General features: G+C 65.4%; 15 protein-coding genes. 4 read left to right on the top strand and 11 right to left on the bottom strand.

What is annotated here, in order from left to right:
* Positions 1 to 35 precede the first annotated feature (35 nt).
* Entirely contained in the window at positions 36 to 500 is a 465-nt protein-coding gene (locus ACKI1H_RS06355; RefSeq protein ID WP_440467934.1) for a TIGR02444 family protein, read from the top strand.
* Between the two features lie 3 nt (positions 501 to 503).
* Here the strand turns inward: ACKI1H_RS06355 and ACKI1H_RS06350 are convergent, their stop codons facing one another.
* The 3 genes from ACKI1H_RS06350 to ACKI1H_RS06340 all read right to left on the bottom strand — a co-directional run bounded on the left by ACKI1H_RS06350 (position 504) and on the right by ACKI1H_RS06340 (position 3,519).
* On the bottom strand, positions 504 to 1,685 hold the full coding sequence (locus ACKI1H_RS06350; RefSeq protein ID WP_440467933.1) for an AlgP family protein: 1,182 nt from the start codon (positions 1,683 to 1,685) through the stop codon (positions 504 to 506).
* Positions 1,686 to 2,308: 623 nt separating this feature from the next.
* Positions 2,309 to 2,776 (bottom strand): sigma D regulator, encoded by a 468-nt coding sequence (rsd, locus tag ACKI1H_RS06345; RefSeq protein ID WP_138519790.1) that lies wholly within the window; start codon positions 2,774 to 2,776, stop codon positions 2,309 to 2,311.
* A 257-nt stretch (positions 2,777 to 3,033) separates the two neighbouring features.
* Entirely contained in the window at positions 3,034 to 3,519 is a 486-nt protein-coding gene (locus ACKI1H_RS06340; protein WP_169935081.1) for a disulfide bond formation protein B, read from the bottom strand.
* Positions 3,520 to 3,635: 116 nt separating this feature from the next.
* Between ACKI1H_RS06340 and ACKI1H_RS06335 the strand changes: the two genes are divergently transcribed.
* Positions 3,636 to 4,721 carry a PQQ-dependent sugar dehydrogenase gene (locus ACKI1H_RS06335; RefSeq protein ID WP_440467932.1) on the top strand — a complete coding sequence of 362 codons (1,086 nt, stop codon included), beginning with the start codon at positions 3,636 to 3,638 and terminating at the stop codon, positions 4,719 to 4,721.
* A gap of 48 nt (positions 4,722 to 4,769) precedes the next feature.
* Here the strand turns inward: ACKI1H_RS06335 and ACKI1H_RS06330 are convergent, their stop codons facing one another.
* From ACKI1H_RS06330 to ACKI1H_RS06305, 6 genes are all read right to left on the bottom strand, one after another.
* Positions 4,770 to 6,002 carry a heme biosynthesis HemY N-terminal domain-containing protein gene (locus tag ACKI1H_RS06330; RefSeq protein WP_138519793.1) on the bottom strand — a complete coding sequence of 411 codons (1,233 nt, stop codon included), beginning with the start codon at positions 6,000 to 6,002 and terminating at the stop codon, positions 4,770 to 4,772.
* Entirely contained in the window at positions 5,999 to 7,111 is a 1,113-nt protein-coding gene (locus ACKI1H_RS06325; RefSeq protein WP_440467931.1) for a uroporphyrinogen-III C-methyltransferase, read from the bottom strand. The genes ACKI1H_RS06330 and ACKI1H_RS06325 overlap by 4 nt, the downstream gene beginning before the upstream one ends.
* A 27-nt stretch (positions 7,112 to 7,138) precedes the next feature.
* Positions 7,139 to 7,897, bottom strand: coding sequence for a uroporphyrinogen-III synthase (locus tag ACKI1H_RS06320; RefSeq protein ID WP_138519795.1), 759 nt, complete (start codon positions 7,895 to 7,897; stop codon positions 7,139 to 7,141).
* Positions 7,894 to 8,832 (bottom strand): hydroxymethylbilane synthase, encoded by a 939-nt coding sequence (gene hemC / locus ACKI1H_RS06315; protein ID WP_440467930.1) that lies wholly within the window; start codon positions 8,830 to 8,832, stop codon positions 7,894 to 7,896. Before hemC ends, ACKI1H_RS06320 begins: the two co-directional genes overlap by 4 nt.
* Before the next feature lie 113 nt (positions 8,833 to 8,945).
* On the bottom strand, positions 8,946 to 9,692 hold the full coding sequence (gene algR / locus ACKI1H_RS06310) for an alginate biosynthesis regulator AlgR (RefSeq protein WP_017521347.1): 747 nt from the start codon (positions 9,690 to 9,692) through the stop codon (positions 8,946 to 8,948).
* A gap of 4 nt (positions 9,693 to 9,696) precedes the next feature.
* A complete protein-coding gene (locus tag ACKI1H_RS06305; protein ID WP_138519797.1) occupies positions 9,697 to 10,767 on the bottom strand; it encodes a sensor histidine kinase in 1,071 nt (356 codons plus the stop codon).
* Between the two features lie 233 nt (positions 10,768 to 11,000).
* Between ACKI1H_RS06305 and argH the strand changes: the two genes are divergently transcribed.
* Together argH and ACKI1H_RS06295 are read left to right on the top strand one after the other, a co-directional pair.
* A complete protein-coding gene (argH, locus tag ACKI1H_RS06300) occupies positions 11,001 to 12,395 on the top strand; it encodes an argininosuccinate lyase (protein WP_138519798.1) in 1,395 nt (464 codons plus the stop codon).
* Positions 12,396 to 12,407: 12 nt separating this feature from the next.
* Complete coding sequence (locus ACKI1H_RS06295; RefSeq protein ID WP_138519799.1) at positions 12,408 to 13,118, top strand: hypothetical protein; 711 nt, start codon at positions 12,408 to 12,410, stop codon at positions 13,116 to 13,118.
* Between the two features lie 4 nt (positions 13,119 to 13,122).
* On the opposite strand, the gene ACKI1H_RS06290 is transcribed toward ACKI1H_RS06295, so the two are convergent.
* Together ACKI1H_RS06290 and gabT are read right to left on the bottom strand one after the other, a co-directional pair.
* Positions 13,123 to 14,319, bottom strand: a complete 1,197-nt coding sequence (locus ACKI1H_RS06290; protein WP_440467929.1) for an HDOD domain-containing protein — start codon at positions 14,317 to 14,319, stop codon at positions 13,123 to 13,125.
* A 251-nt stretch (positions 14,320 to 14,570) separates the two neighbouring features.
* On the bottom strand, positions 14,571 to 15,851 hold the full coding sequence (gene gabT / locus ACKI1H_RS06285) for a 4-aminobutyrate--2-oxoglutarate transaminase (protein WP_045213232.1): 1,281 nt from the start codon (positions 15,849 to 15,851) through the stop codon (positions 14,571 to 14,573).
* Between the last annotated feature and the right edge of the window lie 115 nt (positions 15,852 to 15,966).

Here is a 15,966-nt window from a genome sequence, read left to right as displayed (position 1 = left end):
TATCAGCTTCGCCTGGCAATCGCTGTGGGTGCTCTATGTCTGATGATGTCTGGTCGTATGCACTGAAACTCTACGCCCGGCCTGGGGTTGAGCCGGCTTGCCTGGCCCTGCAGGAAGGCGGTGCGGATGTCTGCCTGTTGCTCGCTGCGGCCTGGCTGGGCAGCACTGGTGTGGCCTTCGCGGCGTCGCGAATGAGCGAGCTGGAAAGCACGGCGCGGGGATGGCGCGAAGAGGTGGTCGTGCCGTTGCGTTCGCTGCGTCAGCGCTGGCGAGAATCGGCGAAGCAGGATGCGGAGCTGGCGTCACTGCGCGAACGGATCAAGCAGCTCGAACTGGAAGCGGAAAAGGTGTTGCTGGGGAGGCTGGAGACGGTGGCGAAGGATTGGCCACGGGGTGAGGCGAAGGATCTGGCGCGCTGGCTGGAGGCCGTATCTGCTGAGGCAGGCGGCTTGCGCCGCGATGCGCGGGAAACCCTGCGCACCGCGGCGAGCCTCTCCTGAGCCTTAGGAAGCGCTGGAGGAGGTGCTGCTGGCCGGAGCAGCCGGTGCCGGAGTGGCGCTGGCAGCCGGGGTCGCGGCCGGCGCACTCGGCTGGGCAGCCGGTGTGCTCGGGGCGGCCGGAGCGGCCGGTTTGGCAGCGACGGCAGGCTTGGCCGCAGCGGGTTTGGCAGCAGGCTTGACGGCCGGTTTCGCGGCAGGCTTGGCAGCGGCTTTCACGGCCTGTTTGGCAGCCGGTTTCGCGGCGGGCTTGGCAGCCGGTTTTGCAGCGGCAGCGGGCTTAGCGGCAGGCTTGGCAGCGGCAGGTTTCGCGACAGCAGCGGGCTTCGCTGCAGCAGGCTTGGCGGCCGGCTTCGCCGCGGGTTTGGCAGCAGCTTTCGCAGCAGGCTTGGCAGCCGGTTTTGCGGCAGGTTTGGCTGCCGGCTTAGCGGCGGAGACTGGCTTGGCTGCGGGTTTGGCTGCCGGCTTGGCGGCGGCTTTCGCTGGGGGCTTCGCAGCCGGTTTAGCAGCAGGCTTGGCAGCGGCAGGTTTAGCAGCAGCGGTCCTGGCAGCCGGCTTGGCTGCGGGCTTTGCAGCGGTCTTGGCGGCAGGTTTGGCAGCAGCCTTGGCAGCTGGTTTTGCGGCAGGTTTGGCAACCGGCTTGGCAGCAACTTTCGCAGCAGCAGGTTTGGCAGCGGCGACCTTGGCGGCCGGCTTCGCAGCAGGCTTGGCGGCGGTCTTCGCGGCGGGCTTGGCAGCCGGTTTGGCAGCAGCCTTGGCAACCGGTTTTGCAGCGGCAGCGGCCGGCTTGCGGGTAGCGAGGGATTTGCCAGCGGCTTCCTTCACCTTGGTCACGCCCTGGGCGAGCTTCAGGCTCTCCTGCACATCGCGCTTGAGGTTGGCGATGTAGGCACGGGTTTCGGTCTGGCGGGTCTTCAGAACATCCAGCACACCGTCGAGCTCAGCGATGCTCGATTTGGCCTTGGCCTGCGCCTTCGCCTTGCCGGCCTTGGTCGCGTCCTGCAGCTTTGTGCGTGCGTTGTGCAGCTTCTCCTGAGCCTTGCCGCGTTGTTTCTCGAGCTTGGCGAGCAGCTTTTCGGAATCGACGAGCGCCTGCTTGCAGGCACCTTCGAGGTGTTCGATCAGACTGTTGGACAACTGGTGCAGCAGGTGCAGAGGGGTAGTGACGGGTTTCTTGTTGGCCGACATGACGTGCCTCCTGGCGGACGTGGTTGCGCCCATACTAGCCCCGCTGATGGCCTCTCGCCAATGTCCCTATTGTGCTGCAGGCCGCAGCAGGCATTGGCTTCAGAGGTTTCCAGCAGTGCGCGAAGGCGCGTTTTTTCTCTCACTCAATGACGCTGCCTCACGCACTTGGTTCCGTTGTCGCCATCGGCCTGGCCGCGCAAACGCCCGTGGCGCGTGCGTTTGACGATGAAAAATAAATTTTCAGGACAGGTCGAAGATGCCCGTCGCAGAGCCTTCCGCGTAACGCGCAGCAGTCCCGACGAAGATGGACTGGCAGGCTTTCGCGGCACGCCAACACGTCGCGAAAATTGCGATCACGACACAGTGGAAATGCACTCGCGAACAGGTGCTCGCAGTCGCCGTTGCAGCCAATTTTCAGCCGTGATTCATCCCCCGAAAAAGACTGCGAAAACACAGGAGGGAGCTGCCGAACGGCGCGAGTTTTTCAGCGTGGTGTGCGCAAAGTGCGAGGCTCGAAACATCGCTAGCAGCGTCTGCAATTGGCATGAATCGCACGAACCCGACGCAAACGAAAACGGCGCGAGTGCTTCAAGCGCTCGCGCCGTTTTCGGACACCCCTTCGCTCAGGCCGTAACGGCTTTCTGCTCGTGGGCGTTGTGCAGGACTTCGATCAGGCAGTCTTCCAGTTCGAAGCGTTCGTGCAGCTGCTGGCGCAGGCTTTTCAGTTCGCTCGTCAGGCAGGTGCCTTCGCGGCAATCACCGTTGTCGCAGCGGTCGTTGAAGTTCAGCGCATTGGCGGTGATGGTTTCGAGGCGGGGGTAGATCTGCTTGGCCAGTTCCAGGCCTCGCGTATCACCGAAGGCCTGTGCCTCGTTCATCAGCTGTTCGTAGACTTCGAAGTGGCCTGCCGACACGTAGTCGAGCAGTAGCTGGCAGAAGCTCTGCAGATTCTCGGCATTGGTCTTCGGCGCCTGGACACCGTCCAGGGAATCGAATGCCCGGACCAATTCATGTCGATCCCGCAACCAGCGGTCGATCAGCTGGTGTACGCCTCCCCAACGTTCCTGGGCATTACGGCAGCTCTCGAGCATGTTGTCCTCACTTCCCTTTTCGCCGTCCCGGCAAAGTCCGCCCCGGGACAATATTCTGTCGAACCTCGACGTCCGCGATGTGTGAAGCTTGTTCGGCGGCGGCTTTCCGACGGAGTGGAAAACCAGAGTATGCCCGCCCGTTATCGCCTTCAAGACACCGGCAACGGGAAAATTCATACGAGCGTTTAATCGACAGACCGCGATGCCTCTGGCCTGCACCGATGAGGCACAGGCCATGGCGAATTGAGATGCGACGCTCAGCCGCGGCGGCGGAAGAATTGCACGATGGCGAACAGGGCGAAGCCGATGAAGGCCAGCAGACTCCACTCCGGAATGCTCAGGCCAAGCAGGGTCCAGGACACTTCGGCGCAATCGGCCGAGCCGTGGAACATGGTCCAGATGATGTCGGCATAGGGCATGCTTTCCATCATGTATTCCAGCGGCGGCAAACAGGACGGCAGCTGGTCCGGCGGCAACGTCTGCAGCCATACCTGGCGGCCCGCAGTGCCGGCACCGCCCAGGGCACAGAGCAGAATCAGCAGCGAATACACGCGCGGCGCGCGGCCGTGCAGCGCGGCGATCAGCGAGAACAGCCCGCAGCCCGCGAAGAAGATGCGCTGCAGGATGCACAGCGGGCAGGGCTCCAGCCCGACCATGTACTGCAGGTAGAAGCCGGTGCCAAGCATGGCGACACAGGCGAGGAAGGCGAGGAAGAACAGGGACCGAGGGCTGGCCAGGTTCATGGCGGCTCCGCTGAAAAGCGCTGTTGCAGGAAAGGCCGCTACGGTAGTGGAAACACGGCGATCAGTTCAAGGCGAGTGTCTAGACTGGCCGTGGCACTCATCCGGGAATCCATGCCATGCGTCGTCATTTCCTGCTTTGCTCGCTGCTTTCCCTGACAGCAGCGCCGGCCATTGCCGCCACCGACCTCAGCCAGATCCGACTCCCTGAGGGCTTCCATATCAGCCTGCTCACCGACCAGGTGCCGGGCGCGCGCGCCATGGCCTGGGGCGAAAACGGCACGCTTTTCGTCGGCAGTCGCTCCTCCGACAAGGTCTACGCGGTGAAGCCGGATGGCCAGGTAAAGGCGCTCGCCGATGGCCTGCAGATGCCCGTTGGCGTGACCTTTCACAAGGGCGACCTGTACGTGTCGTCGATCAACCGTATCGTCGTGCTGCGCGACATCGAGGCGCACCTTGACGCACCTCCCAAGGCCGAGGAACTGCCGGCGCAGTTTCCGAAGGAGACCGCACATGGCTGGAAATTCATCGCCTTCGGCCCGGACGACAAGCTCTATGTACCGGTCGGCGCACCGTGCAACATCTGCCGCCCGGACCGTGAGCAATACGCCAACCTGCAGCGCATGAACGCCGACGGCAGCGCGCGGGAGGTGGTCGCCTACGGCATCCGCAACACCGTCGGCTTCACCTGGCATCCGCAGACGAAGCAACTGTGGTTCACCGACAACGGGCGCGACATGCTCGGCGACGACAAGCCCGACGATGAACTGAACAAGGTCAGCACGGTGGGCGAGGACTTCGGCTATCCCGACTGCCACCAGGGCGACATCGCCGATCCCGAGGAAGGCAGGAAACCCTGCTCCGCATTCACCGCGCCCGTCGCCAAGCTGGGCCCGCACGTCGCCGCGCTGGGACTGCGCTTCTACACCGGTGAGCAGTTCCCTGCCGAGTACCGCAACAACCTGTTCATCGCCGAGCACGGCTCGTGGAACCGTACGCAGAAGATCGGCTACCGCGTGGCGCGCATCGAGCTCAACGAGGACGGCTCGCTGAAGCGCCAGAGTGTGTTCGCCGAAGGCTGGCTCGACAAGGATGGCGGGGTCAACGGAAGGCCGGCAGACGTGCTGGTGGCCCCGGACGGCTCGCTGCTGGTCAGTGACGACCAGAACGGCGCGATCTACCGCATCCGCTACGGTAAACCCTGAAAACGAACACGGCGCCCAAGGGCGCCGTGTTCACTTGCATCGACAGGATCAGGCGCGCGTCGCAACCGGCAGCGCAACCGGCGGAGCCAGCAGGCCAAGGCCTTCCTGGAACAGCTGGTTGCTGCGCTCGACTTCACCCAGCTGCGCCAGCAGGCGCGCCAGTTCGGCGCAGGTTTCCGCATTGCGTTGGCGGGCCAGACTGGCCTCCAGATACTCGCGCGCCTTGCCCCACAACTTGTTCTGCAGGCTCAGGCGGCCGAGGGTCAGCAACAGTTCAGGATCGTCGCCATGCTGCTTCAGCCAACCTTCGGCGGTCTTGAGCTGGTGCGCGCCATCGCGGCCACGGGCGCGGCCATAGAGGTGCACCAGACGGCTGTCGTAGCCTTCCTTGAGCGCCTTGCGCAGCACTTCCTCAGCCTCTTCCGGCGCGCCCAGGCGCAGCAACTGCTCGGCGTAGGCAACCACCAGCGGCGGCTGCGCGCGAAGGTTGGAGGGCACGTTCTGCCAGCGCTGGGTCAACGGCTGCAGGCTGCTTTCGCCCTGGCCGATGCCTTGCTCGCCGGCCTCCCCCAATGCGGCCATCCAGGTGCGCCGCTCCAGATCCGCCAGCTCGGCGTTCTGCAGCACGCGCTCCTTGCGCAGCTCAGGCAGCAGCACGCACAGTGCCTGCCATTCGTGAAGGCTGACGTAGAGTTGCTGGAGCAGCCGCAACACAGTTGGATGACGTGGGTGATCCTGGTGCAGCTTGTCCAGCACCACGCGGGCACGGGTGAAGTCACCACGGTTGATCAGCAATTGCGCACGGGTCAGGCCCACCGCCAGTTCGGAACCGGGCTCGCGCTCCTGGGCGCGGTCCAGCAGTTCGTCGCATTCCTCGGTCTTGCCCAGCTCGTTGGCCGCGCGGGCAGCGCCCAGGTAGTGCGGCAGCGGGCGGTCGCTCAGCTCGGCGGCACGTCGCAGATGACGCAGCGCCTGCGCCCAGTGTCCTTCGGCGAGATCGCGCTGGCCGTGTTCCTCGGCCAGTTGCGAGCGGCGGCGACGGTTGAAGCGCGACCAGGGATTCACCACGCGGCCGGAGACGCCGAGCAGGCGCAGCACCAGACGCACGGCGAGGTAGACCACCCAGAGCACCACCAGCAGGGCAAGGAAGGTCCACAGGCTGGATTCGTAGCGGAAGCTCTTGTAGGCGATCAGGACATAGCCGGACTGCTCGGCGACGGCCAGCCCGACCAGGGTGGCCGCCAGGACCACGGCAAGGATCAGGACGTAGAGGCGACTCATGGCTGGGTCCCCGCGTCGGGCGCCACCGCCTCCTGCTGCTGCACCGCGCTTTCGCGGCGCGACAGGTAAGCCTGCAGCGAACTCAGGGCCGGGCCGAGGTCCGGCGTCTGCACGGTGACAGCCTGGCCACCCAGCTCATCCAGGCGCGCGACCAGCGCACGGCTGTCAGCCAGGTCGGCGTTGAAGAAGTCAGCGACGATCTGCCTGGCCTGCTTCAGCGCCTGTTCGTAGACGTCCTGCTTGCCGTTCAGCGCAGCCCACTGGGCCTGCTCCAGGGCGAGGCTCAGGGCCAGGCGGACACGGTCCAGTTGCTGGCCGGAGAGCAGCGGACGGATGTCCTGCCCAGCATTGAAATCGATGCGTACATAGCGCGAGATGCGTTCCCACCACTGGTCCCAGGTGCTGCTGCCGTCGCCCCAGGCGGTGCTCGGCCCAGTGCCGCCCTCGGAGGGTTTGAACGCCGGGTTCAGCGGTTGCAGCTGCGCAGCCTGGTCGCGCAAGGCGCCCAGTTGCAGGAACAACCCGGTACGGTCAGGACGGGGCAGCGCGCGCAGCGCCTCGAGGCTCTTGGCCAGCTGCGCACGCGCGGCGAAGGCGCCCGGATCATTGTTCACACGAAGGATATCGTCCGCGCCCTGGACCAGTTCGGTAGCGCTGTCGACGTCCTGCAGCGCGGAGAGACGCAACGCGGCCAGGCGCAGCAGATGTTCGGATTCGGCCAGACGCCATTGCTGACGACTCTGCCCCAGCACCTGCTTGACCTGCTTGGCCAGCTGCTGCTGGTCGCCCTGCAGCTCCACCACCAGACGGCGGCGGGCTTCAAGTTCATCGGCGTTGGGCAGGGTGTCCAGGCGCTTGTTCAAGTCGGCGTTGGCATTCTGCACGCCCTGCGCCTGGGCGCGGGCATCTTCCAGTTGCGCGGCGCGCTGCTGCTCGGCGCCCTTGAGCTGCTGGACCTGCCAGACGCCCCAGCCACCGGCGGCGAGGCCGGCGGCGCCGACCAGCAAGGCCAGCAGCGCGATGCCCGTACCGCCCTTGCGCGGGGCCGGCGCGGCGGCCGGGCTGGACGATGTTGGTGAAGTCTCTTGGGGAGTGACGGCTTCGCTCACAGATCCATCCTTCGCTCAGAAATTGTTCTATTCGGCGCTTCTCAGCGCCTCCATCAGTGCCACAGCGCTGGCGCCCCGACAATCGATCACCCGCTGCGCACCCATCTCCCGCGCCTGCTCAGCCACACGCGGGCTGGGCACGAACAGCGGCATCGCACTCACCTGCGGCCAATCCTCCGCCGCAAGCTGTTGCAGGTGCTCCAGCCCCTGCCCACTACTGACCGCAATGGCGTTCAAACGCTCCGACTGAATTCGCCGCAGCAACTCGCCCTCAGCGTAGGCCGGCATTTCGCGCCGGTAGAGTTCCAGATAGTCGACCGCCACGCCTTGGCCGCGCAGGCGCTCAGCAAGAAATTCTCGGCCACTCTCGCCGCGCATGATCAGCACCTTCGGATCATGCACCTGCAGGACCTGCTCGAACGCCGGCAGGGCCAGCAAGGCTTCGCTGTCGTCGCCATCCTGCGGGCAGACCACATCCAGACCGTAGTCTTCGAGGATAGCCGCCGTGGCGGCGCCGACAGTGAACCATCGCTGGGTCAGCGGCGGTTGCGGCCAGTAGCGGTCGAGCCGCTCCAGGCCCAGGCGCGCCGCCGGCTTGCTGACCACGATAACCGCGCAGTAGCGGTCCAGGTCAAGGATCAGGCTGCGCTCGACGGGTGTCTCTTCGCGCGGCGTGATCGCCAGCAAGGGCAGGCAGTCGCCGTGGATGCCATGCTCGGCGAGGGTGGCGGCGAGCGCCGCGCAATCCTCTTCGGGACGGGTCAGCAGCAGCCGCCAACGGCTCACGGGTGACCGGCCTCGCCGTAGACCGCGTTGAGAATTTCCTGGGCACCCTGGCCCAGCAGGTCTTCCGCGACCTTCACGCCGAGGGCCTCGGCTTCGGCGAAGGGAGAGCGGGCTTCGGCGCGCAGCAGTTCGGTGCCGTCGGGCTGGCCAACCAGGCCGCGCAGCCACAGTTGGTCGCCTTCAAGGATGGCATAGCAGGCGATGGGCACCTGGCAGCCGCCATTGAGGCGCTTGTTCAGCGCGCGCTCGGCGGTGACCCGCAGGGCGGTCTCGCGGTGGTGCAGCGGCTGCAGCAGGGCGTGTATTTCCGCGTCGGCAGTGCGGCACTCGATGCCCACCGCGCCCTGTCCACCGGCCGGCAGGCTGGCTTCGACGCTGATGGAGGAGCGGATGCGGTCTTCGAAGCCGAGGCGGATCAGGCCGGCGGCGGCGAGGATGATGGCGTCGTACTCGCCGGCGTCGAGCTTGGCCAGGCGGGTGTTGACGTTACCGCGCAGGAAGCGGATCTGCAGGTCGGGACGACTGGCCAGCAGCTGGGCCTGGCGGCGCAGGCTGGAGGTGCCGACCACGCTGCCCGCGGGCAGGTCATCCAGGCTCGCAAAGGTGTTCGAGACGAAGGCGTCACGCGGGTCTTCACGTTCGCAGATGCAGTACAGGCCCAGGCCTTCGGGGAAGTCCATCGGCACGTCCTTCATGGAGTGCACGGCGATGTCCGCTTCGTTCTCCAGCAGGGCGGTTTCCAGCTCCTTGACGAACAGGCCCTTGCCACCGATTTTCGCCAGCGGCGCGTCCAGCAGCTTGTCGCCGCGGCTGGTCATCGGCAGGAGGGTCACGGTCAGGCCGGAATGGGCCTGTTCCAGGCGGGCCTTGACGTATTCGGCCTGCCAGAGTGCCAGGGCGCTCTGGCGCGTGGCGATACGGATTTCGCGAGACATGGGCATTTCCAGGCAAAGGAAGCGTGCAAGAAAGTGCCCGCATGATAACAGCTCACGCAAACGAAAAGCCCGGGGGCCGCCCCCCGGGCTTCAAGCGCTGCGGCACTGTGTCGCTACAGGTTGTGCATCAGTCGCCGGACCCCGGCGACATGGCGGCGGCTGACGGTCAGCGCGTCGCCATTGAGTCCTTTCAGGTACAGCTGGAAGTGCCCCAGCGGAGTGCGCTGCAGGCGCTCGATACGCTCGCGGGAGACCAGCGCGTTGCGGTGGATACGCACGAAACGGTCACCGAACTCGTCTTCCAGCGCCTTCAGCGGCTCGTCGAGCAGCACTTCGCCGCCAGCGTGGCGCAGGGTCACGTACTTGTGGTCGGCGATGAAGAAGATCACGTCTTCCAGCGGAATCAGCTCGATCCCCTTGCGGGTCCGCGCGCTGATGTGGCTGCGCGGGCCGGGGCCGCCAGCCGCCGGGGGCTTGGTCAACGCCGCCAGTTGCACGCGGTTGGGCCGCGAGGCTTTCTTCAAGGCGTCGGCCAGGTCCTCGCTGCGGACCGGTTTGACCAGATAGCCGACCGCACTGACCTGGAACGCCTCCAGGGCGAATTCATCATGGGCGGTACAGAAAATCACCGCCGGCGGGGCTTCGCGCTCGCACAGCTTGGCCGCCACCTGAAGCCCGTCCAGGCCGGGCATGCGGATATCCAGCAGGACGATATCCGGCTTCAGGCTGTCGATCAGCGTCAGCGCTTCTTCGCCGTTGCTGGCGGATGGCTCGAGGACGCGATAGCCGTCCAGTTGCCCCACCAGCCGGGCCAGGCGCTCTCGCGCCAGGGGTTCGTCATCGACGATCAGGACATTCATAAGCTCAGGCTTCCTGCATGAGACGCGCACATGGATAGCGTAGACAGGTGAAGTGCCGTCCGTCACGGCGCTCGACGCTGAGACTAGCTTTTGGCCCGAAAAGTGCCGCAAGTCGCGCTGCAATATTCTGCAGGGCCTGCTTGGTCCCCTTTGTGGGCAGGGTCTCGGTCGATTCGTCGTACGGGTTGCTCACACAGAGCTGGAACACACCGTCACGGTAGTCCGCCTCAACTTTCACCAGCCCGCCTTCGATGCGCGGCTGGATGCCATAAATCAATGAGTTCTCGAGCAATGGCTGCAGCGTCAGCTGGGGAATCGGCACGCCATCGGGCACACCGCTCACCTGCCAATCCATCTGCAACCGGTCGCCAAGACGGAACTGCTCAATGGAAAGATAGCGTCTGGCCAGCTCAAGTTCCTCTCCCCAGGAAATTAATGTTCCAGGTTTGGCCAGGCTGGCACGAAAAAGGTCCGAAAGATTCAGCACCGCCAGCTCGGCCTTGCCCGGATCGATCTCGATCAGGCTGGCGATGCTGTTGAGGCTGTTGAACAGGAAATGCGGACGGATACGCGCCTGCAGCGATTCGATCCGCGCCCGCAGCTCCGCCTGTTCCTGCCGTCGCCATTGGCTCTGGAGATAAAAGTAGCGTAGCAACAGCGTGGACATGATGAGCGCAATCAACGCATGTCGCAGGTAGAGGTTGACCTCACCAGTGCGGTTCATGGGGCCGCCGAGGGAGAAATAATCGGCCACCCAGGTGCAACCCAGCGTCAGCAGGACTACCAGCGCGCAGCTGAGCAGACCGGAGAACCACGCAGGCCAGCGCGCCATGAACGGCCGCAACTGGCACAACAGGCCGGCCGAGAGCAGCACGATCCATTGCACGAACAACGAGGACAGCGCCAGGCGCACCCAGTTGAAGCTGGGCGTCATCGGCTCGGCAAGCACCAGCACGAGCACCAGCAACTCGGCGAGCAGCACCAGGCTGAACAGCGCTTCGGGCTGGCAGAGTTCGGGGATGAAGAAGTCTTCGTTGGGCGCCGGCTTGTCGCCGGTCTTCGTCAGTCTGGGCATCGACGCAGTTTCCGTAAGCGCCTGCACGGCGGCAAGCGCCGCGTGCGACCAAAAGCCAGGAATTGTCGGGCAGCGCAAAGATCGGCCACGGGCCCTGCGACGATTCACCGCCACTGCCCTGCCGCAACCCGCCAAAGCGCCGCCGGTTTTGTCCTTCAGCCTGCTATTATCGTTGCACTTTGCCCTTCATGCAGGCCGCGCGCCGCGCCTGCCCGTTTCAGCGAGAGAGATCCATGAGCGTAGAGAAGACCAACCAGTCCTGGGGCGGCCGCTTCAGCGAGCCCGTCGATGCCTTTGTCGCCCGCTTCACCGCTTCCGTCGACTTCGATAAGCGCCTCTACCGCCACGACATCATGGGCTCCATGGCCCACGCGACCATGCTGGCCAAGGTTGGCGTGCTGAGCGACGCCGAGCGCGACACCATCATCGACGGCCTCAAGCAGATCCAGAACGAGATCGAGGCCGGCACCTTCGACTGGCGCGTCGACCTGGAAGACGTGCACATGAACATCGAGGCGCGTCTGACCGACCGCATCGGTGTCACCGGCAAGAAACTGCACACCGGCCGTTCGCGCAACGACCAGGTAGCCACCGACATCCGCCTGTGGCTGCGCGACGAGATCGACCTGATCCTCGCCGAGATCACGCGCCTGCAGCAGGGCCTGCTGGGCCTGGCGGAAGCCGAAGCCGACACCATCATGCCCGGCTTCACCCACCTGCAGACTGCGCAGCCAGTGACCTTCGGCCACCACCTGCTGGCCTGGTTCGAAATGCTCAGCCGCGACTACGAGCGCCTGGTGGATTGCCGCAAGCGCGCCAACCGCATGCCCCTGGGCAGCGCAGCGCTGGCGGGCACCACCTACCCGATCGACCGGACCATCACCTGCGAACTGCTGGGATTCGAAGCGATCTCCGGCAACTCGCTGGACGGCGTGTCCGACCGTGACTTCGCCATCGAGTTCTGCGCCGCGGCCGCCGTGGCGATGATGCACCTGTCGCGCTTCTCCGAAGAACTGGTGCTCTGGACCAGCGCCCAGTTCCAGTTCATCGACCTGCCCGACCGCTTCTGCACCGGCTCCTCGATCATGCCGCAGAAGAAGAACCCGGACGTACCGGAGCTGGTGCGTGGCAAGTCCGGCCGCGTGTTCGGCCACCTCGCCGGCCTGCTGACCCTGATGAAGGGCCAGCCGCTGGCGTACAACAAGGACAACCAGGAAGACAAGGAGCCGCTGTTCGACGCTGCCGACACGCTGCGCGACAGCCTGCGCGCCTTCGCCGACATGGTGCCGGCGATCAAGCCCAAGCGCGAGATCATGCGCGAAGCGGCCCGCCGTGGCTTCTCCACCGCCACCGACCTGGCCGATTACCTGGTGCGCCGCGGCCTGCCGTTCCGTGATTGCCACGAGATCGTCGGCCACGCGGTGAAGTACGGCGTGGACAGCGGCAAGGACCTGGCCGAGATGAGCCTGGACGAGCTGCGCCAGTTCAGCGACCAGATCGACGACGACGTGTTCGCCGTGCTGACCCTGGAAGGCTCGGTGAACGCCCGCGACCACATCGGCGGCACTGCACCGAACCAGGTCCGCGCCGCCGTGGTTCGTGGCAAGGAACTGCTGGCCGCGCGCTAAGCGCGTCGCCGCATGTACTACTGGAACCAGGACAACTTCGAAGGACTGGAACGGCTCGCCGATGAACTGGCGAGCCTGCCCGGCCTGCAGGCGCTGGCGGATTACGCCCGCGCCCGCAGTCGAGGCCTGCGTCGAGAGGCGTTTGCCGCCCTCGAAGGGTTCCTGCGCAATGCCCCTGCCCCCGATTCCCTGCCAGCCCGCGAGCTGAGCCTGCAGATACTCACGCTGCACAGCCAGACCCGCGAAGCCCACCAGTTCCTCGCCCAGCCGCTGCTCGCGCGCTTCCTGCTCCCGACGCTACAAACCTGGATCGACGGCGAACCGACGGCGCACGCGCCGCTACGCTGGCTGGGGCTGCTGCAGAATGATGGCGATCTCCTGCGCCGGGCGCTGGCGGCCGCCTCGGACGATGTCGCAGTTCGCTACCGACTGATCGATTTCGCCCTGGGCGCGGCGGACTACGCCATGCATCATCTCGATGAAGGATTCTTCATCGGCGAACCGGCCGAGGCGCGTGCAGCACTTGAAACGGTGACCCAGCTGGTCGAGGAAGCACCGGATGCCCGCCCCTACGTTCGCCACACCGAGGAAGCGGTGCAACTCGCCGCCATGCTGAACGACTGGCTAGCCTACTCAGCGGCACCCGAAGGCTCCTTCGTCGACTGGTGTATCGAGCGGCAGCGACCCTACGCGTGGGCGAAGAAGTACTACTACACGTCCTGAACGCTCAGGTCCGACCCAGGTAGCCCAGCTGCGCTGGCGTCAGTTGCAGCATGCGCGCGGCCTTGTGATCCTTGAGCCTGGGCAGCTCCTCTTCCGGCAGACGCGCCGCGCTGGCGGCCAGATTGACGATCAACGCCTCGCGGCTGAACACACCGTTGTCGATGGCGTAGGCAGCGGCGATCAAGTTGCGCAGCTCCAGCGGCAGGCGCCAGCGGGTGCGCAAGGCGGAGCCGAAGCTCGCACCGTGCTCGTTCAGGGCCTTGTCCACATCCGCCTCACCCAGCTCACCACCGGCGCTGTGCCAGTCCTGCAGGCTGCGCAACAGCGCGAGATCGCCCAAGCAGTGCAGCAGGCCGGCGGTGAAGCAACGGTCCGCATCGGCTCCCAGCGACTCGGCCAAGGCAAACGCACCGTCGGCGGTGTGCCGGGACAATTCCCAGAAGCGCTCCGCGCGCTCTTGCAGCAGCGGATCAGAAAGAGTCGCGGCGCGCTGCAGCGCCACTGCCAGCATCAGGTTCAACGCCTGCGCCACACCCAGGCGCGACAGCGCCTGCATCAGCGTCTGGCACGGCATGCCGACATGCCGTGCAGCACTGTTAGCGGCGGAGATCAGGCAGGCGGTGATCTGAGGGTCATGGCCGAACTCCTGATCGAGCATCTCCAGGTTGATGTCGCTGGCCTCCATGCAGCGATTCACCGCCGCACCCACCTCCCCCATCAGCGGCGCACCCTCGGTGGCGTCGCGTTCGGTCTGCAGGAAACGCTCCAGCGACAGGCTCTGCTCCAGGGTCGGCAGCTCGCAGACGACACTCTCGCCCGGCGCCAGCAGCAGGGAGCGCAGTCGTTCGCGCAGGTTCTCGGCGTTGAAGGGCTTGACCAGGTAGGCCGTGGGCGCCAACGGCAAGGCGGCGCGCACGCTTGCGGCATCGGCCTTGGAGCTGATCAGGATGAACGGCTGGGCGACCGGCCCGCGGCGGCGCATGCGCACGTGGCGCAACAATTCCAGACCGTCGCTGCCAGGCAGTTCGCGTTCGGCCAGGATCAGGGCGAACGGGTACCGGCGGCAGGCCTCGATGGCCGTGTCACCGTCTTCGCAGTATTCGACGCTTGCGTCGCAACGCACGCTCAGCACCAGTTGGCCGAGCAGCTCGCGGCTCCAGGGGTCGCTGGCAGCGACCAGCACGCCGGGAGAAACGCTCATGGATCACACCTCGCTCGGGACATGTGCCGTCGCGGGCGGAAACAACCGATCCAGAGCCTTCCTTGCCGAGTGCCCGGTCCTTCGGATGCCGCCGGCCAACGGCCTTCGGGTACAGCGCAGCGTAGTCCAAAGCCTACGAGCTTTCCCATGCGCGCCATCAACTTCGGCGAACAATTCTCACAAGGAAAACACACAAAAGAAAAAGGCCCGCTTGCGCGGGCCTTTCTCTTGAACCGTTAGAGCGATGAGGCTCAGGCCAGTTCGTCGAAGCACTCAGCCAGGATGGCCAGGCCTTTTTCCAGTTGCGCGTCCGGAATGGTGACGGGCATCAGGAAGCGGATCACGTTGTAGTAGGTACCGCACGAGAGCAGGATCAGACCTTTCTCACGGGCACGAACCACGATCTTGCTGACCAGTTCAGCGGCCGGCTTGTTGTGATCGCCGCCTTCGAACAGCTCGATGGCAATCATCGAACCCAGGCCACGAACGTCGCCGATGACCTTGTGCTTGGCCTGGATGTCGCGCAGACCAGCCTTCAGGCTCTCGCCAACGGCTTGCGAACGCTCCAGCAGTTTCTCTTCGTCGAACACTTTCAGCACGGCCAGGGCCGCGGCGCAAGCGATCGGGCTACCGGCGTAGGTGCCGCCCAGACCGCCCGGAGCGATGGCGTCCATGATTTCGGCTTTACCGGAAACACCGGAGATCGGGAAACCACCGCCAACGGACTTGGCGAAGGTGGTCAGATCCGGAACGATGCCCAGTTGCTCGGTGGCGAAGAAGGTGCCGGTACGGCCAGCGCCGGTCTGTACTTCGTCAGCGATCAGCAGGATGCCGTGCTCGTCGCACAGGGCGCGCAGGCGCTGCATGAAGGCCTTGGAGTTGACGTAGAAGCCACCTTCGCCCTGAACCGGCTCGATGATGATGGCAGCGATGTCACGCGGCTGGGCGTCGTTCTTGAAGATGCGCTCGATGCTGGCGATCGACTCGTCTTCGCTCACGCCGTGCAGTTCGCACGGAGCCAGGGCGCGGAAGATGCCGCCCGGCATCAGGCCCATGCCAGCGGAGTACGGAACGACCTTGCCGGTCAGGCCCAGGGTCATCATGGTACGGCCGTGGTAGGCGCCGGTGAAGGCGATCACGCCAGCGCGGCCGGTGGCGGCACGGGCGATCTTGACGGCGTTCTCAACGGCTTCGGAGCCGGAGGTGACCAGCAGGGTCTTCTTCGGGAAGTTGCCCGGAACGCGCTTGGCGATCTCTTCGGCCAGCTCGATGTAGGGCTCGTACGCCAGCACCTGGAAGCAGGTGTGGGTCAGCTTGGTCAGTTGCTCCTGAACGGCGGCAACCACTTTCGGGTGCAGGTGGCCGGTGTTCAGTACGGCAATGCCGCCGGCGAAGTCGATGTACTCACGACCTTCGACGTCCCACACGGTGGAGTTCTCGGCGCGCTCGGCGACGACCGGGTGGATCTGGCCTACACCGCGCGGTACGGCGGCCTGACGACGTTGCAGCAGGGATTCGTTGGTTTTGCTCATAGCTTCCTCAGTGGCCGCTCATCGGGCGACCGGATCAAAGGATGAAAGCGGGGAGAAGCCACACACGACAGCATACGATGATCGACTGTCGTGGAACTTGCGGCCCGCCAGACGG

Origin of the sequence: Pseudomonas sp. YH-1, from assembly GCF_051990045.1 — a bacterium.
GTDB lineage: Bacteria > Pseudomonadota > Gammaproteobacteria > Pseudomonadales > Pseudomonadaceae > Pseudomonas > Pseudomonas nicosulfuronedens.
Note: the sequence above shows the minus strand (reverse complement) of the source record. Positions and strands in the feature narration are given on the sequence as shown.

Bases quoted from the DNA above. Each gene is read 5' to 3' on its own strand.
- ACKI1H_RS06355 (WP_440467934.1), top strand. From the start codon at position 36: ATGTCTGATGATGTCTGGTCGTATGCACTGAAACTCTACGCCCGGCCT.
- ACKI1H_RS06350 (WP_440467933.1), bottom strand. From the start codon at position 1,685: ATGTCGGCCAACAAGAAACCCGTCACTACCCCTCTGCACCTGCTGCAC.
- rsd (WP_138519790.1), bottom strand. From the start codon at position 2,776: ATGCTCGAGAGCTGCCGTAATGCCCAGGAACGTTGGGGAGGCGTACAC.
- ACKI1H_RS06340 (WP_169935081.1), bottom strand. From the start codon at position 3,519: ATGAACCTGGCCAGCCCTCGGTCCCTGTTCTTCCTCGCCTTCCTCGCC.
- ACKI1H_RS06335 (WP_440467932.1), top strand. From the start codon at position 3,636: ATGCGTCGTCATTTCCTGCTTTGCTCGCTGCTTTCCCTGACAGCAGCG.
- ACKI1H_RS06330 (WP_138519793.1), bottom strand. From the start codon at position 6,002: ATGAGTCGCCTCTACGTCCTGATCCTTGCCGTGGTCCTGGCGGCCACC.
- hemC (WP_440467930.1), bottom strand. From the start codon at position 8,832: ATGTCTCGCGAAATCCGTATCGCCACGCGCCAGAGCGCCCTGGCACTC.
- algR (WP_017521347.1), bottom strand. From the start codon at position 9,692: ATGAATGTCCTGATCGTCGATGACGAACCCCTGGCGCGAGAGCGCCTG.
- ACKI1H_RS06305 (WP_138519797.1), bottom strand. From the start codon at position 10,767: ATGCCCAGACTGACGAAGACCGGCGACAAGCCGGCGCCCAACGAAGAC.
- argH (WP_138519798.1), top strand. From the start codon at position 11,001: ATGAGCGTAGAGAAGACCAACCAGTCCTGGGGCGGCCGCTTCAGCGAG.
- ACKI1H_RS06295 (WP_138519799.1), top strand. From the start codon at position 12,408: ATGTACTACTGGAACCAGGACAACTTCGAAGGACTGGAACGGCTCGCC.
- ACKI1H_RS06290 (WP_440467929.1), bottom strand. From the start codon at position 14,319: ATGAGCGTTTCTCCCGGCGTGCTGGTCGCTGCCAGCGACCCCTGGAGC.
- gabT (WP_045213232.1), bottom strand. From the start codon at position 15,851: ATGAGCAAAACCAACGAATCCCTGCTGCAACGTCGTCAGGCCGCCGTA.